Genomic DNA, 23,289 nt, shown 5'->3' with positions numbered 1-23,289 from the left:
AACCTTGAATTAGAGCGGTTTGCTTTAATTTATTTTTTAAGGTAAACTAAAAAAAAGATAAAAAAAATACTACTGCTTTAACAAAGTTTGGCGACTTATCAGCAGTAGAAAAATATATAGTGGATAGATATATTTGTTTAATTCATTGTACCACAGTTTTAAACAAAACGCTATCCTACAGAAAGAGGATTAGCTATGAATGATTTTAATTATTACAAATCAAAAGAAATTTATCGTGAAAAATATTATCAAATGCCTAAGGTATTTTTTACTAACGAAAAATACATGGATCTATCAAATGATGCAAAAATTGCATATATGCTACTTAAAGATCGCTTTGATTATTCAGTTAAAAATAACTGGGTAGATTCTGATGATAATATATTCTTCATATTCACAGTTGAAGAATTAATGAAATTGTTACAATGCCGTGAAGGTAAAGTATCTAAAATCAAAAAGGAGTTAGAAAAAGCAGGTCTTCTGAAACAGAAAAGAGGAAGAGTAAATAAACGTGACGGTAAGATTGAATCTATGCCTAATTTATTGTACTTAGGCAAGCCAGAAGTTACGACTCAAGACGTTTTTAAAATCATAGAAGATGAAGACAATAATGATCTTACCGTAATTGCGAAAATCGCAAATACGGTGAAACCGCAAGAAATCAATGATCCCACCGTAATTGCGGAAATCGCAAATACGGTAAAAGCCAGTCATAACAAGGACTCAACCGTAATTGCGAAAATCGCAGACAATCTATTCTATTCTTCTAATTCTTTAGACACTAATAGACACAATATAGACACTGAAAAAGATCAGTTACAGGAACAAGTATTACTAGATAATTTTGAAACAATTATGAAAGACAATAGCATTGCTACCTTTGTTCCTGAACGAGTACTAAGTTTGATTAAAACATTTTCGGCTAGTTATAGTGAAGCTCAAAAGACAGTTCAGACAATTCATAACGCAAAAGTAAAAGCAGAAAAAGATACTCAAACTAAAATTATTTTTGAAGAGATTGATATTTACGGTATTCATGCTGAACAAGAATTATATCAAACACTTTTAAAAGCCTATCAAAAACAGAAGACAGAAAAAGTCGAAAACATTCAAAATTTAATCTTTGTTTATGTTAAGAACTGGTTTATGGAAAACCCGATTGCTGCAAAACAACAAGCTGAATCAAGCCAAGAATTACCGAAAGTCTCTTTAAACGATTGGACAACCGATGTAGTCTAAATATGCGTTAAGGTAATTTTTTAGTTGAAGTATATTCAAAAAATATAACACCAAATTAGATTTTTTTTATAATTTTAATTTTATTACAAATGTTACAATAAATTAATTGTTATTACGTAGTTTTTAGATTAAAAAATTACGAAAAGAATCACAATCGTAGATTTTAAAGTCATAATCGTAAACTTAAATGGTTATTTTCACCTCAAAAAAAGGGAACAAGTGTTTGCATTTACGTTTTTTTGAGTTATAATAATTCGTGAAAAGAGGTAATTCATTTATTTACCTAAGCTGAAAAGCCTGATATTACTTCTTTTCAGGCAGTGTTGCTAATATTCATTTACATTTTTTTGTATAATTTTAGTTGTTTTAAATTTAATTGTCTGCTATGCTTGTGATGAATTGATTTTCGTTCTGCACTTTTGGACGATAAATTTGGACAATTGAAAATACAAAAAAAGAAAGGCCCTGTGAGACTCGGAAGGCTGGTAACCTTCGTCGACGTCCACAGGTGGCATTAAGAAACCCTTTAATCCCTTAATGCGTTTACCTTTCAGTGTTACGGTATGACCCGCAACGGACTTTAGTATAACAGATATTCAAAAGTGATACCACTTTTTTTGAACTTGTAAAAGTTAAAAATACGTGATATTACAATGAATCTATGCCAAGCATAGTGTTAGATAAAAGTCTGTGTGGCTCTTTGCCGTGTGATAAACACTGAAATATGAGGGAACGCATACAAACATGCGTTCCCTCTTTTTTGTTTGTCAAGAACGGAAATCAATTCACTATTTTAGAAAAATAACAAAAAAACTTGTTAAGAATATTTAAAGAAAGTGAGAGAAGTATTCTATGTCATATACAGGAATTTTGAGTCTCGAAGATATTTGTCACTACGGTAAACGGTGTACCGCTACAGAGAAAATCACGAAGAAACTATCAACAGGCCAAAGTAAAACCGTTGTGCAGTGTAAGAAATATATAATCCAGAAAGACAAAGTCTCAGAAGAAATGATTTATTACATTGGGAAACGCAAGCAAATAATTTTAAAAGATTCTATCCCTTTAAAAGAGCTATATCCAACCATCAAACATGTTTATGACCAAAACGGTGTACTGATTGGTCGAAGAAAAAATGGAGTCTTGCGTTGTACCGCAAAAGGGATGGGGCGTTTAATCAGCTGAATTGATCATTCTCATAACTTGTATTTTATCGTTTTTCGCTTGCTTGAAAATATTGTCGAGACTTCTAAAAGAACTTAGAATCACTAGAAAAATAAGGAGTAGACTTGATCTATCAACAATTCCTTTCGGGGGGGACGGGGTAGGTTTTTACGATTGGTAACGTAAAAAATTGGTCAATCGAGTAAATGCCCTTGTTTGGATAGTGGTGAAATGAATTTGTGTAAATAATATGCACAGAGTAAACAAGAGGGAATTTAGAAGTTAGACAAGTTAGAATAGCGCCTAGATTAATCATGAGCAGCTACTAAGGGATCTAGGCTTTGACGCAAACTCATGGAATAAGGAGTAGGTCTTCTCGTAATGGGGAGGACGCACAAGAAATTGTGTCGTGTGCTGCAGTACATGTAGATACTTGCGAGGACGTTGGTCATTGGATCAATCGAGCATTTACCGATTTCTACTAGGGTTTCTCGTTTCGGACGCCATAAACGAGTCGATATTTTTTATGTATTTTTAAGTAAACGAAAAACGATAAAATATGAACGAGTCCTGAATAAAGTGAAAAAATTGATATAAAACATAGAGAAAATGAAATTTACGTAATGGAGGAATGACAAATGAAAAATTATGATCCGAATATACGATTTGGCACACATACTATTAAGGTTTCTTTCCAACGTTGGGATTACAAAGGATTTGTGACGTTTAGAAGAGGCGGAAATTGTAAAGGATTAGATGTTTTAGCATTAGACGAGGATGATTTATACGATCAAAAATTGACTGATAATCCAATTGGATTCGGCTTGCTACCTGAAGATGATGAAGGTAATGAATGGTTTAAAATGACGCTTATGAATGATAATGGAGACGAATTATCTGTTGAAGATATTTGGTCATATTTGAGTGATTATATTGTCAGCGTTGAAATCATTGACTTTGTAGCGGATAAAGAAGAATAAAAACTGGAGGAATAAATTATGAAATTTTTCGAAGTAAAATCACCATACTATTATGCGTTAATCGCAGCAAAGAATGAAGAAGACTGTGCAGAATTGTATGAACAAGTAGTAGCAGATATCGAGGATCACGAAGAATTTATTCGATGTTTGCATGAGTTAAATCGAAATGAAGCAATACAAAAGAATGCGAAAACAATTAGTGAAGAAACGTTACAACCAATCGGTATGGAGGAAGCTACAAGAGACATTTTTACAATTATTGATGAACAAAAATCTTGTGTATTAAGCATTGATTCTACATTGGTTTAATAGATCCAAGATTCGATGATTGTGTTTCAAAGTAAAAAGAAATTTGGTAATGACTCTCAGGCCAATTACTTAGAAAATAGCCAATGAACATTTATCTTTTTACAAATTCGATTTTACAGATAAAGGCTTAGAAGGAATCACGACGATTAATAAAAAGGTAGTATTACCTTAGACATTGAGTAAGGAATTTATTTAGGAGGCAAAATAGATGGCGCGACCAGTTTTAGAGGCGATGGATATGGATACTTTGACAAAAGAAAGGTATGTACAGCTGTTAGCTCGTGGTTATTCACCTAAAGATGTATTCAAATCCCTATCTAAAGGAACGGATATGGAAAAAGAAAGATTACGAAAAGAATTCGATTATTGGAGAACCCATAATGGAATCAAGGATTTGAAACCAGCACGGCCAGTAATTAAACGAAAGAAAAAGATAACTGAAGACTGAAGTGTAGAGCGTATGTGATCATAGGCTTTTTTATTTTTGCTAAAAACGATGAAACAAAAACACCTTAAAAGATTATCTGTCATGCAATATATCAATGATATGCAGATAACAGGAAAAGAGAAAGCTTGTTTGTTAGGTTCAATGAAAAACTTTGAACAGTTGAGTCGAACTTATGTGAAAACAAGTTCTAATTGTCAACTATTGTTAGAAGTCTCATGACATTCATTAATAGAATTCATTTTTAAATCTTTTTCTATGGAAATGAGAAAAAGATTTTTTGTTTTGTCTGAAAGGAGGTAGAGGAATGAAAAAATGGTTGATCGGTTTATTAGGAGTTGCTTTAATCGCTGCTTGCAGTGTGTTTGGCTATATTAGCTATCAAAAACATGAAGGAGAGGTGTTTAAACAAAATATCGAAAAAAAGATTCCCGTAGATCAAATCAATACACATGCAAAGAGTTATAAGGAGGATGCAACGAACGTCAATAATGATATGTCTTTGGGGCAAATGTTGTCCATACAACAAGAAGCAATCAACATGGGCGTCAATAAACAAGTATTTGCACAAATTCAGATTCCTGCACTTGGTTTAGCATTGCCAATTTTTAAAGGGGCAAATCAATACACTTTGAGTCTTGGAGCGGCTACTTATTTTTATGAAGATGCTGAAATGGGCAAAGGAAACTATGTCCTAGCAGGTCATAACATGGAAATGCCAGGTGTTTTATTTTCTGATATTCAAAAGTTGTCATTAGGGGAGGTGATGGACTTAGTTAGTAACGATGGCGTCTATCGTTACAAGGTAACGCGTAAATTTATCGTACCTGAGTACTTTAAATTAATCGATGGCGTTCCTGAAGAGAACTCTTTCTTGTCTTTGCCAAAGAAAGGAGAGAAACCCTTATTAACGTTGTTTACTTGTGTTTATACGTCACAAGGAAAAGAAAGATACGTGGTACAGGGAGAGCTACAATAACAAGGTTTTAATCAACGCGAGTCGTTGAAATATGAAATGAGGAGATAAAAAAATGGCAATAAATCGGTATGTAAAAAAAGCTGGAATGCTTGTTGGAATGTTAGGAATCATTGCAAGCTGCTTTCAGGGGTATCAAGCACATGCAGAAGATGTCACGCAAAAAACGCCACCAGAGAAGGTCAATATCACGGTTCATAAATTAATGTACGATCAAGGAACGCAATTGAATGTTGATATTGACGGGATCAAAAACGATGGTTATACGCACGATCAATATCCTACAGGTGTAACGAAATACAACAAGGCAGATTATGGTGATGTTGAGTTTACGTTAGGAAATATTACGGATCAAGTATTACCGACTGAAGATTCTGATCTAACCAACGCGAAAGTGGACGAAATCGTTAAAGATGTAGAAGACAAGGGATCTAACAGTGAATACGTCAAGAATGCAACCAACAAAATTACTTCAGCTGTAGATGAAAATGGTGAGATCACTTTTGCTGATCAACCAGCCTATGTCAATTCCAAAGGGAATGTATATGTGGTTTATGAAAGTAAATCCGCTGCTGGATTAGTCACACAAAAAGCAAAACCAATGGTTGTGATTGCGCCAATGACTGATAATACAGGTTCAGGTTTTTTAAAAGACATTCACTTATATCCTAAAAATATTGTTTCTAAGTTGAGTTTTGAATTAACGAAATTTGGTGACGATGGCACAGCTCAAAGCAAACAAACACCTTTAAAAGGGGCAAAATTTGAGTTATACAAGGGCGAACCTGGAAAAGGAACAAAATTAGGAGATCTTGTATCGGATGATCAAGGAAAGCTGACTGCTAATGATTTGACGTTAGGAAAATACTATTTTGTAGAAGTTCCTTCAGAAGTTGTAGTGGGATCAGATAAAGAACCAACAGCAGATCAATATTTATTAGGCGCAGACGCTCGCAACGATGCGCACAATAAATTAACCTTTGAAATTACGAATGATGGCGTGACAAGTGACTTAAAAGCTTCATACGTAAACTATAAAGCACCAGTGATCGATAAAACAGTAACAAATGGAACAGGACAAGAACATTCTTTCCAAATTGGTGACGCAGTAAATTATCAAGGAACGATTCATATCCCAACAGACATTGCAGGCGGAGCAGACGGTATCACAGTAAACGGCGTGAAAAGCGAAACTTCTCCTTACAGTGTATTTAAATGGGGGGATACAGCAGGACAAGGACTTTCTTATGTCGCTGCTAAAGCAAATATCAAAGTAACAAATAAAGATGGATCAGTGGTATTAAAAGAAAATACAGATTATAAGATCCAAAATTCAGAAAATAGCTTTGTGATCGATTTTATCGTGAATAATGGCCAAGTAAGTGATACTGTCGCAAGTTTACACGGACAAGATCTTCAAATGACTTATAACATGTATGTAAATGACAGCGCAGCTGTTGCCAATCCATTAACAAATAGCGTGGATTTCGTTTATAACAACAATCCATTTAATCAGGAAGAACACCACGAAAAAACGAAAGCTGACGTTGTGACTTATGGTGCAAAATTCTTAAAAGTCGATAGCGGACTATTTGGAACAGGAATCAAAGCAACACCGCTTGAAGGCGCAGAATTTGCTGCTAAAAACGCAGAAGGAAAATATTATGGTGGATTAGTTGATACGGATAAAGACGGTGTCAAAGAAGCAGTATGGGTGGACGATGTAGCAAATGCAGCGATCCTAAAATCAGATAAAGAAGGTCACTTTGAAATCACTGGTTTAACTGAGGGTGAATATTCACTGGAAGAAACAAAAGCGCCTGAAAACTATCAAAAATTAACGAAAGAGATCTCTTTCAAAGTAGACAAAGATTCATACAAAGAAGAAAACCGAATCACGATCAAAAACAATCAAAAAGCTTCCGTACCAATGACTGGTAGCAACGGTTTTCAAACGTATGTATTGGTCTCTTGCTTGTTGCTAGGAGCAGGGGCACTTTCTGCAGTTGTTTACTTTAAGAAGAAAGCTTAGAAGGATCAAAACCAATGATTATCAGGAAGCCTAAGAAAAAGCGAATCATGGGTAAATGGATCATTGCTTTCTGGTTACTTTCAGCTGCAGGTGTCTTACTTTTGATGCCTGCTGAAGCGAGCGTAGCGAAATACCAGCAAAATCAGCAGATTGCCGCAATCGATCGAACAGGAACGGCAGCAGACACGGATTCTTCTTTGGATGTTGCTAAGATTGAGTTAGGCGATCCCGTTGGTATTCTTACCATTCCAAGTATTTCTTTAAAACTACCAATTTATGACGGAACGTCTGACAAAATTTTAGAAAATGGTGTAGGTATTACGGAAGGAACGGGTGATATTACAGGAGGAAACGGTAAAAATCCTTTAATCGCAGGACATAGCGGATTGTATAAAGATAATCTTTTTGATGATTTACCTTCAGTAAAAAAAGGAGAAAAGTTTTATATAAAAGTTGATGGTGAGCAACACGCTTATCAAATCGATCGGATTGAGGAAGTGCAAAAAGACGAACTACAAAGAAACTTTGTCACTTACTTAGAACCAAATCCCAATGAAGATCGAGTAACGCTAATGACATGTACACCTAAAGGAATCAACACACACCGTTTCCTAGTGTATGGGAAACGAGTAACCTTTACAAAATCAGAATTAAAAGATGAAGAAAATAAGAAACAAAAATTATCTTGGAAATGGCTTTTAGGAAGTACTGTTTTTCTTTCAGTCATGATTATTGGTTCGTTATTTGTTTATAAAAAGAAAAAATAAAGGAGGGGAACCAACATGAGAAAACGAAAATGGCTATTTGTTTGTGCAGCCGCTCTTTTTTCTTCCACTGCCTACACACAGTTCACGGTTGCAGACAGTCAAGAAAGCACGGATAGCACAGAACAAACAATCCAAATGTCAGATAGCAGCACTATTCAAAGCAGCGATGAAACCGTCGATTCGTCAACAGTTGATTCTTCAGAAGAACCTAAAATTGCTGAAGACGATCAAATAGTCAAACAGACCATTCACGTTCAAAAGATTATTTCTTCAGAACAATTAGACAACCAGGGGCAAAAGCTTGAAAAACAAGAAGGAGTAAATGGCGCGAAGTTTTCTGTTTATGATGTATCGGACATTTTACAAAAGATGGATGTTAAGGATCTCTCAACTGATCAAATTGAATCCCAATTAAAAGATCGAGTGAAAAAACTATCCAGTGATCAATTGAAGCTAGTTTCTAATGGAGAAACAAAAACAATTGATCAACAAGCTGGTGTCTTTGAATTCTCGGTAGAAGTACAGGCTAATCAGAAACAAGCTTATTATATTGTCAATGAATCAAGTCCTGAAAACATTTCTAATAGCGAGGATATTTTGCTATTAACACCTGTTTCTGATAAAAACGGTGAATTCTTAAAGGATGTGTGGATCTATCCTAAATCAGAAGCTTCGCAACCTAAAGAAGAAGTAAAAAAAATCGTTTCTACTGGCGTAAAGAAAAACTTCTTTGAGAATTGTTGGGATTTTGTTACTCACTTGTTTTCTAGAGATTAAGGAAGAAATAAGATGAAACTGATTAAATTATTATTATTCAATCTTTCTTGTTTAACCGCAGTCTTATTGTACTGCGGTTTATTGTTTTCTCAACTATCTATTTTACCAAGTTATCAACCCTACCTAATGAGGATGTTAAACATACCAGCGGCTTCTATGCCGCTAGATATTATGGGAAAGCTCATTAGGAATCCATTATTTACTACGATCAATTTGATCGTTGTTATCGGAATTTCACTAGTCATTTATAAAAAAGAGGAGATGAGGAGATGAATTTTAAACACTTGTGGACCAGACGGTTAAAATATATATTTCCCATAATGATGATGTTAGGTACATTGTTTGGGTTAAAAACAGCCAATGTCTTTGCTGAAAAAGTTATTGTCGATCCGTCAAATCCAATTCAGAACGTAAAGAATAATTTTATTATTCCAAAAGATGTACCGAATACTAACACAACAATCAAAGTCTATGATTCAGGATCTGTTCAGAAAAAGCATTTAGCAGCAAATCAGGGCAATGCTTGGGGTAATATCAACTATTTAACTGATAATAATGTTGCTCTAAACACGCGTTATCCTTCTTTTCAAAAGAATTATGGACAAACTTCATTAATTATTGATAATGTGACCTCAAAAACTCGAATTGAAGCAGATTACGGAAAAATTGCAACATATAAAGGAGAAAAGGTTAATGTAAAGCTTGTTTTTTCTGATATTAAACTGTTATCTGATGAATTTCCTTTTGCCACTTTAGGTAATCCTTATAAAGCAGCGTTTAATAATGCGAATAGTTCGATTAGTAAAAGCAAAAAAAGACTACTATTCTATATCTCAGATAATCTATATAGTGGGTTTCATTATCATGCTTCACAAATGAACGTACAACTAGTAGTTACACATGATGACGGTTCACCAGTAATATTTGATGGAGATACGTTTATTAGCTTTAATTCTTTAAATCCAATTGCGAAAAATTCAAATAATACTCAAAGAGGGGAATACGCTTACTATCATGGTATGAATAATTCTGATTGGTATGTAACGAAAGATACCGTGTTAACTGAACAGAAATCCTATTACAATAATTTGACTGTAGTTGGTGGAAATAACAAGGCTCCATTTGATAAAGGGCTTTATTGGAATGATCATTATGATGAATTAGGAAGTGAAAAGTTCAATCAAGCGACAGTATCTTTCCGAATAAAAGGATCGAATCCTTTATTTGTTGTAGGTGGAAATTTTGCTACATGGTCAAGTTTATCATCTGCAACTCTTTTTAGTGTTGTTCCTGATCAACCTGAAAAAACAGGGATTGATAAAGATGGAAACAATGTAAATGAAAAGATGTTACAAGTAGGAGACACGATTCAATATCGAATCAAACAGAAGGTGAATCGATTGGGAGTGGACTTACTAGAAGTTTATGATCGATTTGAATTAATTGATAATTTACCAAAAGAGGTAGATTACATCGATGCACATGTAGAAAGTGATTCAAATAAAAAGTTCGATATCTCTGGTGAAGTAACCTATGACAAAACAAAACACCAGGTAAAATATGTAGCGAATGCTGATACATTAAAAAATCGAATTAAGTATAACGGCGAAACTTACGAATTGGTGATCAATGTAAAAGTCAATGAATTGGCCAATCAAAATAGTGTGGCTAAAAATCAGGGAACGTCGATCATTAATAAAGTAGAAAAGGATACAAATATCATTACCGTTTATTTCCCTAAAATTCCAGTGAAAGAAGTGCAACAAGATGGAAAAGACGTAAACGGACGAAATGACGGTAAGAAGGGTACACCGACAGCTCCTTTAAATGCAGGGTCTGAAGTACAATATTTAGTCACACAAAAATGGCATACAAAAGGCGTAGACGCTGCGTCAGATCACTACAAGCAATTTAGTATTCAAGATCCGATTGAAGCTCGTTTGACGTATAAAGAAGGATCTGCGCAAGTAATAGATAAGAGTACAGGTAAAGATATTACTTCTGAAGGCACACTAACCTATGATAGCAATTCAAGAACACTAAAGTGGGAAGCTTCTGCTGATTTCTTAAGTAACAATCTTTTAGACGGACGAGAAATTCAACTGATATTTACAGCTAGAACCCCACTACAATCAGAAAAAAATATTGATAACCAAGCCGTAGTAGCAGTAGATAATGTTTCTAATAAAACAAACGTTGTGACAATTGGTGTTGATCCTAACTTGCCACAAGTTATTGTTCCTAAAACAGGTTCTACACATTTAGTAACAACTTTAGTGGTCAGCTTACTATTACTTGTGTTAGCTACTTTTAGTTATGTGGTTCTTAAGTAGCTTCCTTTTCAGTTTTAGAAGTTTTTCTGGGAGAAAAACCATTTATACTTGATAAATCAGAAACTATTTCTTCAGATTTAGAGTATTTGAATTTTTTTCATTTGAATCATTTTTTGAAGGAACATGATTATAATGATCCAAAAACAGTCTTATTCTAAGGAATAGGGCTGTTTTTTTAGGAGGAATAACATGCGATTATATATTGTTCAAAAATTTTTTGATAATGAATATCTTGAAGATCATATTATCTTTTATGACGAAGACATGATGATTCAGTATTTAAGAGAGGTCAATCAAGCTAGTTTCTTTGTTTATAGAGGAATCGTTGTTGACCCGTTTTTTAAAGATATAGAAAAAACTTTTTTTGATCCTCATAAAAGTATTTCAGAACTTTTTGATGAATTTAGAAAAAATATTAAGACAGAATATCAATTTTTGGCACAAGAATTGTTTTATAGAGCCTGTCCTTTTACTATAAAAAATAAAATTTTTATTTAATTAAGCAAAAAACAAGGCTGAAAATCAGCCTTGTTTTTCTATTTGAAAATTGGGTTGGCACTAATAAATACGTTGTCTGAAGAAAGTGATCCGTCTGCAGAAACTTCATAAGCATGGGATAAACCAACGATGCTTTGATTGTTGTAAAGCAAGTTTGCGTTATGAGCAGGGCTGTCTTTCCACATAATCATGGCATTCAGTGCTCCCGTATCTGAAAGGATATCGTCAACGTAAAGGTAGAAACTATTGATATTTTCACCTTTACCGCCATAACAACCTAGGCTTTCAAGTAGATCTTGGAATGTACCACCACCAGGTCGATAGTGACTGAAGCTTACTTGCAATTCTTTTGCACGTATATCAGCAGCTTTTTGTACGACGTCGTTAAATTGCATTGGAGCAACACCGTTTTGTTGACGGTAGCTATTTAACCAAGCAAGTTCTTTTTGACGCACATAATTGTTTAAATCACTTAATGAGATATTTTTGTATTTGAAAGTGATTGTTCGATTTTGGTCAACATTATTGATTACACGTTGTCCATTTTTATCAACGGTAACAGATGAATCGTCATTTCTACACAAGAAGTAGTTTTGATCGGTCATATTTTTCCAAGGAGTTGAGAAATTGTCTCCCTCGTAAACCGTTTGTGTTTCAGTAGATAAAACAGCGTTGGTGTCAATGTTTATATGGTTCACAGTGACGTTATATTGATGAGTATAGGAAAAATTGATTCCTTGGTTGCTTGTAACGTTGTTTAAAGTCACAGTGTTGCTAGAGCTTTCTCTAGGGTCAAGAACAAAATTAGTGAACGTAGGTGCTTCAATTGTGATGTTTTGTCCATAAACGACGGGATAACTCTTACTGTAATTATAGAGTTCTTGGATATTTGGATCAGTATCTGACACTTTATTTGGACGAGCTTTCACTTCAACTAGAAAGACTTCGTCATAGTAAAAAGTAAATGTGGTATTTGTGTTAATCGTTTGTGTTTGTGTTTCATTCCCATTTACTTGGTACTGTGGTGCTTCAAAGTTAGTCAAGTCGGTTCTAGCTTTTGCAGTGTAACTTGTACCAGCTTTTACTGAGACATGTTCTTCTTTTAGCAGCGTTCCAGTTTGTCGATTCATATGACGGACGGTTACCGCATATTCTGAAGGTTTAGGTTTGTGTTGTAATCCTTTAAATGCAGAATCAAGACTATTTTTAGCATTATTTACTTGGGTTTGAGAAGCCTTAGAATCGTCTAGTACTTTTTTAGCATTGGATAAAGCAGTCTGAAAATTATTCCAAGATCCTTCTGTAAAATCACCTTTAGCAGTTGATTTTACTTGGTTGTACAAGGTTTGTAATTCCGCTTTGTTCACTGTAGGAGCTGGTTTTTTCTTTAATTCCTTGTAAGCAGAATCTAATGTATTTTTGGCACTATCCACTTGCTTTTGAGTCGCTTTAGAGTCATTTAATACTTTCTTAGCGTTGTTTAAAGCGTTTTGAAATACGTTCCAGGTATTGTCGGTATACTCACCTTTTTTAGTTCCCTTAACGCTCGTATAAAGGGCTTCTAAAGCTGATTTATTCACTTTGGGTGTAGAGGTGTCAGCGCCATACCAACCGATTCCTTCGTATTTCCAACCGTAGTCTTTGGTTAACCATTGTACTTCTTTCCAACTGGCTGTGTAATGATGTGAACCAGATTTTACGCCAGGAAGGAAAAGGCGGTAGATCGGTTTATTATTTTTTTCGGCAGAACGCCATGCAGGCCCTTCATAAGTCCAGCCGTAATTTTTGGTCAACCATTTCACTTCATCCCAACTAGCTGTGTAGTGATGATCACGAAGGCCATTATTGTATAAACGATAGACAAGGTAGCCACCGCTAGTCGGTGCTTCCCAAGCGGGGCCTTCATAATTACCCCACTTAATTTTCACTAGGTGATCACGTTCTTTTGTGCTAGAGGTGTAAAAATGTTCATGGTTATTTGGATTATAAAGTCGATACATGACGTTAGTTGAAGCAGCGTCAACAGATCCAGCAAGACCAAGTGTGGCAGCAAATGTTCCAATAGCTATAACGGTTTTTAGGTTTAATAGTTTCATATTTTCAACTCCTAAATAAATTAAATGTTTTTACAAGCTAATTGTATGACGGTATACCGACAAAGTCAACAAAAAATGACGGTGTACCGATTAAAATGCAATAAAAAACCAATACTTATTTAACAGTATTGGTTTTTTATTATTGATTTTCATATAATTTTTTTCGTATTATCGCCATTTTAGTGAGTTTGATTGCATTATCAAAACGCATTTTATCGATTGAGGAGGTTTTATTAATCAAGTCAATAACTGTAGTGCGCGCGACACCTGATTCTGTATATATATCTTTAACGGAGATTCCACTTTCAAATAATAACCATTCGATTTCATTTTTATCAGCGTACATTGCAATCCTCCCTCTTGATTTTTCTTTATTATAGCTCTTTTTTGTAATAAACCACAATATCAAGAGAAAAAATTTCTATAGAAAGGTGGAAAATTATGAGTATCCGTTCCCCGTGTGCAAAAATGTGGTTTGTTGCTACTTTCGTTATTTGATATACTAAAAATAAACAACGAAAGAAGGAATGAAATGAAGAAAAAGCAACTATGGTTTGTCTCTATGTTTGCAATATTTTTTATTATTTTAAGTGGATGTTCAAGTAACAAGAATTCTGAAGCTAAAGAAGATAATAGTTTATTGCAACCAGGAACTGTTTGGAAAAGAAAAATAGGTGGATTTTGGTATAAGCTAAAAATAATAGATGATACTACTTGGGAATATTCTGAAGAAATGAATCCTGAACCTGTACAGGTAAGCGTAGAAAAACAAAAAGATTATCAAGGATTAGAGAGATACAAAGTGGTAGATTCTGGAGGTGTCAGCGAATTTATCAATAAACCAGATTATCTTTTTATTGTTGTTCCTTATGAGAAAGATGGCGTACAAAAAATGATTTTGCTTGGATCTAGCAAGGATGAAAAGCGAACAAAAGAGAAGTTAATTCATGATGGATCAGAGTTAAATAAATATAAGTTACAAAAGACTAGCGAGTGATTGCTGGTCTTTTTATTTACCCTAAAGGAGGAGTCATAGTGGCTAAAGCTAAAACACCATTTGAAAAAGCTGCGTCTAAAATCTTAGAGCGTCGTGGTATCTCTGAAACACAGTGGAAACAAGAAGTTCTTGAAAAAGTACAATTTGATCTGTTGCGAGGAAAAGATAAGGAACTAGAAGGATATATCTATCAACGTGAACGTGAAAAACTTGTATTCGATGAAATTATTAAACATTAAAAGGAGCGAACAATCTTATGTTTGAATCAATCACAATGAATTTTTTAACTCAACCGAAAGTAGTAGCTGCGGTTGATATTTTTAGAGCATTACAAAGTGCAGCAACTAGTTTAAAAAACAATCTGATGATCTTTGCGGCTGTTGCGGCCGTTGCCTCTATTGTTCTTGGGGGTATTTTCTTCTTCTTTGGGCGAAGAGGAGCTGAAAATGGGAAGATGCACGTCGGGTATGTCTTGATGGGGGTAGGAGTTATTTTAGCTGCTGCTTCTATAGTGGTTTCATTATTTGGGATGTTTGGACAAACTCCACAAGGACTGTAAAAAAACAAATCAAAGGAGTAAAAAGTACAATCCTACTTTTTACTCCTTCTTTTATGAAAGGAGAATATTCATGTACTTTACGATTGTAGGCAATACCAAAATGGATAAGGAGCTAATAAAAAAAGCCACGAAGGAAGTAGGAAAGCGTACTTCTTTTTTACCGAAAACTATTAAATATTCTGTTATTGAAACGGAAGAACAGCTACATGTGTTAGGGAAAGTACTGGAACAAGAAAATCAGTCTTCTGTTAATTTGAGCCTCACGTTACATGATACAGAAGGAAAAATAGAGAAAGCTGGTACAGAATATGTTTTTGGCCCAATGGATTATCAAATTTCAGAAGGTTTCTATCCTACATTGATGGATTTAATCCGTCTTGATGTGTTTAAAGAAACAGATGAAACCATGAGTGTAGAAGAATCTTATCGAAATGAAAAACTTCTACAAGTTTTAGAAGAAGAGTTAGAGAGAGACCAACTGAAAGATAGTCAAGTAAGTAAAAGCGAGGTAAATGAAGAAGCACCATGGGAACGGCCAATCTTTCCAAAAGATGAACCAAAAGAAAAAGAGCCAGTAAATGATGGCGAACAAGCTGACATTCCGATTCAGGAATCGATATTTGAAGAAGAAATCGATGTGATGAATCAGTTGGATGACGATCCCTTTGAAGAAACAATGCAGGATGAAGAGACGGCCAAAGTAGAAATTGATCCAGTTGAAGCTATTGAGGAGCCAACATGGACTGAAGGAGATTCTCAGGAGTATATTGAACCACTTATTAGTAAAGAAGTAGAGAAAAACGAAACAGAGATACAAAAGGCTACTGTGTTTGATTATATTTTGGATCAATATCCACCAGAACATGAATGGATGAAAGAAAAAAATAAATTATTTTTGAATGAGCTTTATTCGAAGTATCAATTACCTCAAACCTATCAAGCTTTTCTAGAGAGTAAAGAAGAATTAATCTCACAAGGGAAAGGCACGCTTTTAGAACAGTTAGAGTCTGTCCAATCAACAAATTGGCATGAGCTTGCACAAGAAGATTTATTAGCCATCTTTGAAGAACGTCAACAGGAAACGGATCAAGAAATTAATGAGTATGCGACGGAACAGTCGTCTAATTGGGAGAAAGCAAAAGAAGAACTAAACAAAGAAGAACAGCGAGTGATTGAAGAAGAAGTACAAAAAATTAAAGAACGTTATGAAAAGAAACGCGATAATGCGTATGCCTTGTGTGTCGAAAAAATTAATAATTTTACTCAGACGAATCAAGAAGCATTATCGAAAGAAAAAGAAAACTTATTAAAAGAACGTATAAGAGAACGAAAAGAAGAATTTTACCGAGGCTTGCGTACAGATAAGCTAAAGATTAGCAAAGAATTAAATGAGCAATTGAATAAACTCTATCAAACAACAATTGAAGTTCTTATGGAAAGACACGAGCAGATCCAGCAAGAATTACAAACACAAATTCCAAAATGGAAAAAAGAGTATGAAATCCATCAACAAGAATTGAAAGAACAAGAAGAAAAAGAACGGCAAAAAGAAAAAGAACGCGAACAATTAGAACTAAAAAAACGTGAACAGGATCTTGCTGAACAAAAAATAGCAATAGAAAAACAACGGTTAGAGCAAGAAAAGGAAAAAGAAGCAGCTGCTCGTAAGGAACGTCAAGAACAAATGGATATATTGCGACAAGCACAGTTAAATTATCTATCACAACCTCAACCTACGCCTTCAGTAGCTACTGTTCAAACGCCAGTGAACAACCAAACAAATCCAACTTTTTCATCACAGCGTTCCTTTAACGGATGGATGGTGGGATGTATTGCAAGTTTAAGCTTGCTTTTAGGTGGAGGAACAGTATTTGCTTTTAATCATATCAATCAATCTTCACAGGCTGATTCTGTAGCCACAACGGCGTCAATCAAGGAAGAAGCTCAGGAACAAGCAAGAAAAGAGTATGAACAACAATTAAAAGAATTATTGAATCGTACCAATCAGTCAACAACAGAGTCAAGCATGGAAAGCAGCAAAGAAAGTGACTCTAGTAAGACCAAAGAAAGATCAAGCAATTCAACTGTACAATCAAACACTTCCGAGAGTTCAAAAACAAATGAGGTGAAATAATGCGTGTTAGAGAAACAACGAAACGAAAAGACAAACCTTTTAATCTAGAAAAAAAGAAATATCTATCACATTTTTATCGATATGCACCAGCAGGTGAAAGATTACCCGGTAAGCATGATAAGCGAGTCAAACAAAAACTAATGTATAGTGGTTTAATCTATCTTCCTTTAGATTACTTAGTGACAAGAATACCTGAAGCTTTCAATCGATTTGAGATTATTCAAGGAAGCCTACAAGGCATGAATATTTTTCAGTTACAGGAAATGCCGCAGATCTTTCATTTTGATTCAGCTGGTTTTTGGAATCCTTTGACGCCAACAACAAGTTTAGGAACACGATTAGTTGTTTCCACTATTTGTGTTGTTCCAGCTGTACTTATGGGATTGAAAATGGACATGTGGTTTCGCCCGTTAGCAGATGGACAAAAAGGGGATAATCGATTAATGACACTAAAAGAAATCCAACAGATCTATCCTCAGATACCGGATACGAAAGGTTCTTTTCCTGGCTATGGTGGCATTCCTATCACTCACTATAAAAAGTACTGGTATATCCAAACAGATACTGTTAACACTTGTATTGTTGGTACTTCTCGATCAGGTAAAGGACAGATTGAAGTTTTAGCGACTATTGATAATTTGTCTCGTGCAGAAAGACAAAGTTCAATGGTTGTCAATGATCCTAAAAATGAGTTGTATGTAGCCAGCAAAGATGAATTGGAAGCGAGAGGCTATGATGTGTATGCTTATAATCTGACTGAACCGTTACAGTCAATGAGTGATAATCCGTTGGCTCTAATTGTGAAATATTGGCAACGAGGTGACGTAGATACCGCAACGCAGCTAGCCAATACATTTACCAATACAATTTACTATGACGCCAATGCTTCAGACAACAAATACTTTAATGAAAACGCGCAGAAGGCTGTCAATGCGCTTATTTTTGCGCTGTTAGAACAAGCAGATCAGACAGGGGATTATTCCAAATTAACCCCCAATAATCTCGTTGAGCTTCTTTCTGAGATTGGCGGTTTTAATTATTATCCAGATCCAGACAATGAATTCAAACAGTTAAATGCCTTAGATGAATTTATGAACCAGTTGCCACCTGGAAATTTAGCAAAAAAACAATATGGAGCGACGAAAATTGGATCTGATAAAGCGAAAGGGAATATTTTATCGACAGCTATCACAGGATTGAATCCATTTACCCTAACAAAAATTGCGAAAATGACTTCACAATCAACTATCGACTATAAGTCAGTCGGCTTTCCAAAATATTTGGATCTTAAATTACATGAAAGTCTATTAAATCAACGAATTAGCATAGAGTTTTATCATAAGGGTACGAAATTTCATGAAGAACGTGTCAAGGTAGGTTATAAAGGATTTTGTGAAATCAATTTTGATTGTCATTTAGAGCAAGGGGATCAAGTTTGCTTAAAATATAATCATCAAGGAAAAGAATATGTGGCCTGGTATGAGTTCTCTCAAAAAGTATTGAAAGATGAAACTGGAAGAATCGTCTATCGGAAAAAACGAGGAGAAACTCATTTGCCAGAATGGGAAAAAGAAGCGGTTCTCACACTGGATGAAAGCAAAAGTAACTTACTAGTAGAATCAATTCGGATGCATTATACCGATAAACCAATGGCTATTTTTATGTTAACTCCTGATTATGATCCATCTAACCATATCATTGTTAGTATTTTTCTTAGTCAGTTATATAAAGAATTGTCCACGCAATGTGTCAAAACTAAAGGAGACGAATGTCACCGTAGAATTCACTTTATTTTAGATGAATTTGGGAATATGCCACCAATGGATAATATGGAAGGAATCATGACGGTTACAGCTGGGCGAAACATGTTGTGGGATCTGTTTATTCAATCCTATCAACAGTTAACTGCAAAATATGGGGAACAAAATGCAGCGATTATCAAGGAAAACTGTCAGACACATCTCTACATTATGTCGACAGACGATAATACCATTGAAGAATTTTCTAAGAAGGTTGGAAATAAAACTGTTGAACAGGAAAATAGTACGATTAATGCGTTAGGTATGAATACTCATATCAATCGCAATGTTGATTCTGATCGTATTTTAACACCTGAACGTATTTCAACCTTCTTAGAAGGGGAAACGATTGTACTAGCTCCATTGAAGAGAAAAGATTTGAAAGGGAACAAAATAAGACCCTATCCTATTTTTAATTCTGAAAAAACAAATAGTCCTTATGCTTATCAGTATCTTGAAGATTTCGATACCTTAGGACGAACCATTCATGATATCGATATTTATTGTACTCACGCAGATCTAGATTTGAATGAATTGCAGATTGATTATGATTATTTTTTACCAGATGAATATGCTAAAGATCTTTATCATGGACTACATGAACAATTGGAAGAAAAAAACGAAGAAAATATGTTTTATAAAATCGTTCAGTCTCTTGAGAATGAGACGTCCAAAAAATTGTTAATTCAATTTTATGAAGAACAAGAGACGGATCGTCTTCAAGAATATGTTGAAAAGTTGATCAAGAATCAAGAAATTTCAGAAATGATTGGGAAACGATTGTTATTGGAAGCTGAAAAGGCGGTGGAAGGATGATTATTGGAGGAATTTTTTCCGACGTTTCTGATTGGTGGTCAGGCTTATTTGGAGAAGGTGATGCCAGTCCAAAAACTGTCACTAAAGTCCTGCAAGATTACGGAAACTATCTGCAATATCAAGATGTATTTAGTTGGATCTGTAACACTTTTTTATGGGGATTGATTAAAGGGTTATATAATCTAAATATTTTACTAGAAAAAACGATTTATCAAAGTTTCGATTTAAAAGGCTTATTGAACGCTGCTGGTGTGAATGAACTGTTTCAAAGTTTGATTAGTAAGGTTTTGGGGCTTTTTTGTGTTGTCACATTAATCTATTTAGGCCTAAAATTTTTTATGAGTAAACATCCACCAAAGCCTAAAAATATTTTGGTGAATTTAGTCATGGCCATGATTTTGATTTTTGGTGGTAGTTCTTTAATCGATGAAGGATTAAATATTAGTAAAAGCTTTTATGGAGACGTAACTGCAGCAAATAAAGCAGATAAAACTAGCTCACCCGCTTTTCAAATTATTCAAAATAATGTGATCGATGTAAGTACATTACTAGCAACTGATCCCAATAAAGTAGAATCCCTACCAACAGACAAAAGAAATGCCTTGACTGCTAAAAATTTTAAAACAGCGAATATTAATTCAGTGATTATTCCTAAGAAAGTCGCTGAGATGGCTGGGAATGATAAAAGTGGGTTATCAGACATACAAAGAGATCGACTAAAGGCATTACAATATCGACTGGAACTAGATGATAATGGGAAAGAAATACCTGTGGAGATTAGTGATGAAGGGTTAGCAAAACATGTGTATACATCAGGTTATCGTCGATATATTAGTAAACCAGGAATTATTTTAGCTGGTGAATCTTCTTTGACGGTGGCCTATTTATTTATCTTATTTACGATTGTTACTTGCATTATTGAGCTGGTATTTAAAAAATTCTATTTAGTGATTGCCGCCTCAACGGACTTTGAGACGGGGCAACGGATGAAAACGGCGATATATGATATTTCCGAATCCTTCTTATTATTGGCATTCACTATTTTAGAATTACGCATCTATACCTTAATGCTATCCGGTGTCGGAGATTTACATGCGGCAGGAAAAATCAACGGATTCTTGTATGTAGTTGCCCTAATTGTATTAACCATTGCGCTATTCAAAGGATCTCAATCTGTTACGAAGATTTTCGGTGTTGATACGAGTCTGAAAAATGGTAGCAATTCTCTTCTTAGCATGTTTGCCTTAGGAAACATTGCGAAAAATGTGGGTAGCGGGGCTAAAAACCTTTCAAGTGCTGGTAAGAGTGGTTTAAGCAATTTAAATGATATTCGTAAAAATGGATTTAGTAATCGAAAAGATGTTACAGCTGATAACGGGGAAGAACAACCAGACGATAAAGCTACAACAGTGCCTAATAGTAAAAAGACAGTTTCCGAAATGTTCGGGAAAGCGAAGAATGGTGTTTCTAAAGCCGCAGAAGGTCTTGGTTACGTCAATGAACGTGGGTTAAAAGGAACAGCTGAAGATCTTACAGAAAAAGCCAAAGACACCTTAGAAGAGAAATTAGACGGCACGAGAGCCAAAGAATTGGCTGAAACTGTGAAAAATCCATCCGAAGCACTAGAGAAACAAAAAGAAAAAGCTTCAGAAATCAAAGAAGGATTGAAAGATGCGTATGGTGAAGGACAAGTCAATGCAGCAGTAAAAGCTAATACAACAACCGAAAAAGAAAATAAAGAAGGTGTAGCGATTCCTTCAGTCAAAGATCACCAAGAAGCGTTGCATTCTAATGGAAATTCACTAGAAGAAAAACATTCAGAAGAAGGGGAAAATGGCTTGTTACCTAAAACAGATCCAGAGCAATATCGCTATAAATCTGTTAAGCCTGAAAACGAAAAACGAATTTCAGATTTACCAAAACGAAATCAAGAATTACAAACGGATGAGGATTCGATCGATCTGCCAAATGATAACGGAATCGAAGTTGGATCTGGCAAATCAACGAAATTTGATTTGCCTAAGACACAAAATTTACCAACGAAAGATAGTCGTTTGAATCAATTTAATGAGAATGATCGAAGTTTTGTTCACCAATCAACTGCAGGTAATGTTCAAATGAAACCAAGTCGATTACCTGAAAACGGGAATCTAACAACTGTTTCTTATAATTTATCTGATAGCACTGAGGCAGGAAATCCGTCCGTTCAAAATATCGTTTCAGGAGATGCTGCACCACAACCTATTCAAAAAGTTCATACGGGTTACAAACCAGCAAACGTGGCATTTACTGCACCAACAAAAATAAATGTAACAAGAGAAACAAAAAATAGAAACAATGAATTGAAAGAACAGCTATTGAAGGATATCAAACCATAAAAGGCCTACGAGTTAGGCTTTTTTTCTATGTATGAAAAGGAGAAAAATTTATGGATAAATATATTAATATGAAAAATCCTCCAAGATTTAGTGGAGAATGGAAGTTTTTCGCATTTTTCTTTATCGATCTATTAACACTTGGTGGTTGCTTTTTTTGGGCAAAAATGGTCAATAATCTTGTCCATTTACCACTCTTTTTTGCCCTTTTGAATTATGGATTATGGCTTGCAATAGGCTTAGTGATTGTTTGGCGTCCCTATAACAATCCGGGTCAAAGACAGATTTTTGCGATTATAGAATCCATTTTTTTTACGGATAAAAATCATTACCATGCCTTAGATCCTAACAGAAATTATCATGGTACGCATAAGGAGGACGAATAAATGCGAGTCAAAGGACAAAATTTAGTTGATAAGAAATCCATCTTGCAGTTTGGAAAGCCAGAGGAACGATCTATCTTGGACTTATTTCCTTATAAATCTTGTACAGAAGAGGGCGTCTTAATTACTAAAGAAGATCGTTTTCAGCGTTATTATCGTGTGGTTTCCACTGATGTGGAAGGATTAAATGAACAAGAGAAACTGGAACGAATGAATCAGTTAACCACTGTCATGCGTACGTATGTGCCAACGATTAAATTAGTTAGTTTGACCACGGAGACGGATTTAACGGAACAAATTGTATCAAAGAGACAGTTATTAGACAAAAATCGTATGGAACAATCATTAGGAAGAAATCTACAGCGGTTAAGAAAATATGAAAAGAAATTAGTAGAAGAAATTCAAGAATTGAAACGCGCCGAACAAGAACGCCCTGACCTAAGCTTCTTTTTCGTTATTGAAGGTAAGACAATCAAGGATTTACAAACCAGAAATCGTCAGTTAATGCGATCTAGTGGCGTTCTAGGATTAAAACCGCTCTACAAAAAAGAATTGATCAAAATTCTTTATCGAATGAACAACATGAATGACGAATAAAAAAGATGGAGGA

At 34.8% G+C, this 23,289-nt stretch carries 23 protein-coding genes; 21 read left to right on the top strand and 2 right to left on the bottom strand.

All coding sequences use genetic code 11. The features are described from left to right. Positions 1-195 precede the first annotated feature (195 nt). The 13 genes from DVW83_RS08090 to DVW83_RS08030 all read left to right on the top strand — a co-directional run bounded on the left by DVW83_RS08090 (position 196) and on the right by DVW83_RS08030 (position 11,520). Positions 196-1,239, top strand: a complete 1,044-nt coding sequence (locus DVW83_RS08090) for a replication initiator protein A (RefSeq protein ID WP_137239271.1) — start codon at positions 196-198, stop codon at positions 1,237-1,239. Between the two features lie 852 nt (positions 1,240-2,091). Next, a complete protein-coding gene (gene traE / locus DVW83_RS08085) occupies positions 2,092-2,424 on the top strand; it encodes a type IV conjugative transfer system protein TraE (protein WP_113842320.1) in 333 nt (110 codons plus the stop codon). 617 nt (positions 2,425-3,041) lie between these two features. Next, positions 3,042-3,383, top strand: coding sequence for a DUF5406 family protein (locus DVW83_RS08080; protein ID WP_113842321.1), 342 nt, complete (start codon positions 3,042-3,044; stop codon positions 3,381-3,383). Positions 3,384-3,401: 18 nt separating this feature from the next. Next, positions 3,402-3,692, top strand: coding sequence for a hypothetical protein (locus tag DVW83_RS08075; protein WP_113842322.1), 291 nt, complete (start codon positions 3,402-3,404; stop codon positions 3,690-3,692). Between the two features lie 208 nt (positions 3,693-3,900). Further along, a complete protein-coding gene (locus DVW83_RS08070; RefSeq protein WP_113842323.1) occupies positions 3,901-4,140 on the top strand; it encodes a hypothetical protein in 240 nt (79 codons plus the stop codon). Positions 4,141-4,176: 36 nt separating this feature from the next. Beyond that, a complete protein-coding gene (locus DVW83_RS08065) occupies positions 4,177-4,359 on the top strand; it encodes a hypothetical protein (protein ID WP_113842324.1) in 183 nt (60 codons plus the stop codon). 85 nt (positions 4,360-4,444) lie between these two features. Further along, complete coding sequence (locus DVW83_RS08060; RefSeq protein ID WP_113842325.1) at positions 4,445-5,116, top strand: class A sortase; 672 nt, start codon at positions 4,445-4,447, stop codon at positions 5,114-5,116. Positions 5,117-5,168: 52 nt separating this feature from the next. Continuing rightward, positions 5,169-7,145 (top strand): pilin N-terminal domain-containing protein, encoded by a 1,977-nt coding sequence (locus DVW83_RS08055; RefSeq protein ID WP_113842326.1) that lies wholly within the window; start codon positions 5,169-5,171, stop codon positions 7,143-7,145. Between the two features lie 14 nt (positions 7,146-7,159). Next, positions 7,160-7,912, top strand: a complete 753-nt coding sequence (locus tag DVW83_RS08050) for a class C sortase (RefSeq protein WP_113842327.1) — start codon at positions 7,160-7,162, stop codon at positions 7,910-7,912. Between the two features lie 15 nt (positions 7,913-7,927). Further along, a complete protein-coding gene (locus DVW83_RS08045) occupies positions 7,928-8,689 on the top strand; it encodes a pilin N-terminal domain-containing protein (RefSeq protein ID WP_137239269.1) in 762 nt (253 codons plus the stop codon). Between the two features lie 12 nt (positions 8,690-8,701). Then, positions 8,702-8,962: a hypothetical protein gene (locus DVW83_RS08040; protein ID WP_113842329.1), complete on the top strand. Its 261-nt coding sequence runs from the start codon at positions 8,702-8,704 to the stop codon at positions 8,960-8,962. After that, positions 8,959-11,022 carry an isopeptide-forming domain-containing fimbrial protein gene (locus DVW83_RS08035; protein WP_137239267.1) on the top strand — a complete coding sequence of 688 codons (2,064 nt, stop codon included), beginning with the start codon at positions 8,959-8,961 and terminating at the stop codon, positions 11,020-11,022. The genes DVW83_RS08040 and DVW83_RS08035 overlap by 4 nt, the downstream gene beginning before the upstream one ends. A gap of 189 nt (positions 11,023-11,211) precedes the next feature. Further along, positions 11,212-11,520, top strand: a complete 309-nt coding sequence (locus DVW83_RS08030; RefSeq protein ID WP_137239265.1) for a hypothetical protein — start codon at positions 11,212-11,214, stop codon at positions 11,518-11,520. A 38-nt stretch (positions 11,521-11,558) separates the two neighbouring features. Here the strand turns inward: DVW83_RS08030 and DVW83_RS08025 are convergent, their stop codons facing one another. Then, the gene (locus tag DVW83_RS08025; protein ID WP_137239263.1) at positions 11,559-13,616 is read right to left on the bottom strand and encodes a CAP domain-containing protein; all 2,058 of its coding nucleotides are present in this window, start codon (positions 13,614-13,616) and stop codon (positions 11,559-11,561) included. 139 nt (positions 13,617-13,755) lie between these two features. Then, positions 13,756-13,962 (bottom strand): hypothetical protein, encoded by a 207-nt coding sequence (locus tag DVW83_RS08020; protein ID WP_137239261.1) that lies wholly within the window; start codon positions 13,960-13,962, stop codon positions 13,756-13,758. 186 nt (positions 13,963-14,148) lie between these two features. Here DVW83_RS08020 and DVW83_RS08015 point away from each other — a divergent pair, with 186 nt between their 5' ends. The 8 genes from DVW83_RS08015 to DVW83_RS07980 all read left to right on the top strand — a co-directional run bounded on the left by DVW83_RS08015 (position 14,149) and on the right by DVW83_RS07980 (position 23,276). Continuing rightward, the gene (locus tag DVW83_RS08015; RefSeq protein WP_137239259.1) at positions 14,149-14,613 is read left to right on the top strand and encodes a hypothetical protein; all 465 of its coding nucleotides are present in this window, start codon (positions 14,149-14,151) and stop codon (positions 14,611-14,613) included. Next, on the top strand, positions 14,610-14,852 hold the full coding sequence (locus tag DVW83_RS08010; protein WP_137239257.1) for a DUF5415 family protein: 243 nt from the start codon (positions 14,610-14,612) through the stop codon (positions 14,850-14,852). Before DVW83_RS08015 ends, DVW83_RS08010 begins: the two co-directional genes overlap by 4 nt. 17 nt (positions 14,853-14,869) lie before the next feature. Beyond that, positions 14,870-15,172, top strand: a complete 303-nt coding sequence (locus DVW83_RS08005) for a hypothetical protein (RefSeq protein WP_137239255.1) — start codon at positions 14,870-14,872, stop codon at positions 15,170-15,172. Between the two features lie 70 nt (positions 15,173-15,242). After that, entirely contained in the window at positions 15,243-17,306 is a 2,064-nt protein-coding gene (locus DVW83_RS08000; protein WP_137239252.1) for a hypothetical protein, read from the top strand. Beyond that, positions 17,306-19,921, top strand: a complete 2,616-nt coding sequence (locus DVW83_RS07995) for a VirD4-like conjugal transfer protein, CD1115 family (protein ID WP_137239250.1) — start codon at positions 17,306-17,308, stop codon at positions 19,919-19,921. The genes DVW83_RS08000 and DVW83_RS07995 overlap by 1 nt, the downstream gene beginning before the upstream one ends. Then, the gene (locus tag DVW83_RS07990) at positions 19,918-22,299 is read left to right on the top strand and encodes a pLS20_p028 family conjugation system transmembrane protein (protein WP_137239248.1); all 2,382 of its coding nucleotides are present in this window, start codon (positions 19,918-19,920) and stop codon (positions 22,297-22,299) included. Before DVW83_RS07995 ends, DVW83_RS07990 begins: the two co-directional genes overlap by 4 nt. A gap of 50 nt (positions 22,300-22,349) precedes the next feature. After that, positions 22,350-22,682 carry a hypothetical protein gene (locus tag DVW83_RS07985; RefSeq protein WP_137239246.1) on the top strand — a complete coding sequence of 111 codons (333 nt, stop codon included), beginning with the start codon at positions 22,350-22,352 and terminating at the stop codon, positions 22,680-22,682. After that, positions 22,683-23,276 carry a hypothetical protein gene (locus DVW83_RS07980; protein ID WP_137239244.1) on the top strand — a complete coding sequence of 198 codons (594 nt, stop codon included), beginning with the start codon at positions 22,683-22,685 and terminating at the stop codon, positions 23,274-23,276. Positions 23,277-23,289: the final 13 nt, after the last annotated feature.

This window comes from Enterococcus sp. VV15, assembly GCF_005236045.1.
In the GTDB taxonomy this organism is placed as follows: Bacteria; Bacillota; Bacilli; order Lactobacillales; family Enterococcaceae; genus Enterococcus_B; species Enterococcus_B durans.
This window is presented reverse-complemented; position numbering and strand designations above follow the sequence as displayed.

Excerpts from the sequence above, each read along its gene's own strand:
- DVW83_RS08090 (WP_137239271.1), top strand. The coding sequence starts at position 196 with ATGAATGATTTTAATTATTACAAATCAAAAGAAATTTATCGTGAAAAA.
- traE (WP_113842320.1), top strand. The coding sequence starts at position 2,092 with ATGTCATATACAGGAATTTTGAGTCTCGAAGATATTTGTCACTACGGT.
- DVW83_RS08080 (WP_113842321.1), top strand. The coding sequence starts at position 3,042 with ATGAAAAATTATGATCCGAATATACGATTTGGCACACATACTATTAAG.
- DVW83_RS08075 (WP_113842322.1), top strand. The coding sequence starts at position 3,402 with ATGAAATTTTTCGAAGTAAAATCACCATACTATTATGCGTTAATCGCA.
- DVW83_RS08070 (WP_113842323.1), top strand. The coding sequence starts at position 3,901 with ATGGCGCGACCAGTTTTAGAGGCGATGGATATGGATACTTTGACAAAA.
- DVW83_RS08060 (WP_113842325.1), top strand. The coding sequence starts at position 4,445 with ATGAAAAAATGGTTGATCGGTTTATTAGGAGTTGCTTTAATCGCTGCT.
- DVW83_RS08055 (WP_113842326.1), top strand. The coding sequence starts at position 5,169 with ATGGCAATAAATCGGTATGTAAAAAAAGCTGGAATGCTTGTTGGAATG.
- DVW83_RS08050 (WP_113842327.1), top strand. The coding sequence starts at position 7,160 with ATGATTATCAGGAAGCCTAAGAAAAAGCGAATCATGGGTAAATGGATC.
- DVW83_RS08045 (WP_137239269.1), top strand. The coding sequence starts at position 7,928 with ATGAGAAAACGAAAATGGCTATTTGTTTGTGCAGCCGCTCTTTTTTCT.
- DVW83_RS08040 (WP_113842329.1), top strand. The coding sequence starts at position 8,702 with ATGAAACTGATTAAATTATTATTATTCAATCTTTCTTGTTTAACCGCA.
- DVW83_RS08035 (WP_137239267.1), top strand. The coding sequence starts at position 8,959 with ATGAATTTTAAACACTTGTGGACCAGACGGTTAAAATATATATTTCCC.
- DVW83_RS08030 (WP_137239265.1), top strand. The coding sequence starts at position 11,212 with ATGCGATTATATATTGTTCAAAAATTTTTTGATAATGAATATCTTGAA.
- DVW83_RS08025 (WP_137239263.1), bottom strand. The coding sequence starts at position 13,616 with ATGAAACTATTAAACCTAAAAACCGTTATAGCTATTGGAACATTTGCT.
- DVW83_RS08020 (WP_137239261.1), bottom strand. The coding sequence starts at position 13,962 with ATGTACGCTGATAAAAATGAAATCGAATGGTTATTATTTGAAAGTGGA.
- DVW83_RS08015 (WP_137239259.1), top strand. The coding sequence starts at position 14,149 with ATGAAGAAAAAGCAACTATGGTTTGTCTCTATGTTTGCAATATTTTTT.
- DVW83_RS08005 (WP_137239255.1), top strand. The coding sequence starts at position 14,870 with ATGTTTGAATCAATCACAATGAATTTTTTAACTCAACCGAAAGTAGTA.
- DVW83_RS08000 (WP_137239252.1), top strand. The coding sequence starts at position 15,243 with ATGTACTTTACGATTGTAGGCAATACCAAAATGGATAAGGAGCTAATA.
- DVW83_RS07995 (WP_137239250.1), top strand. The coding sequence starts at position 17,306 with ATGCGTGTTAGAGAAACAACGAAACGAAAAGACAAACCTTTTAATCTA.
- DVW83_RS07990 (WP_137239248.1), top strand. The coding sequence starts at position 19,918 with ATGATTATTGGAGGAATTTTTTCCGACGTTTCTGATTGGTGGTCAGGC.
- DVW83_RS07985 (WP_137239246.1), top strand. The coding sequence starts at position 22,350 with ATGGATAAATATATTAATATGAAAAATCCTCCAAGATTTAGTGGAGAA.
- DVW83_RS07980 (WP_137239244.1), top strand. The coding sequence starts at position 22,683 with ATGCGAGTCAAAGGACAAAATTTAGTTGATAAGAAATCCATCTTGCAG.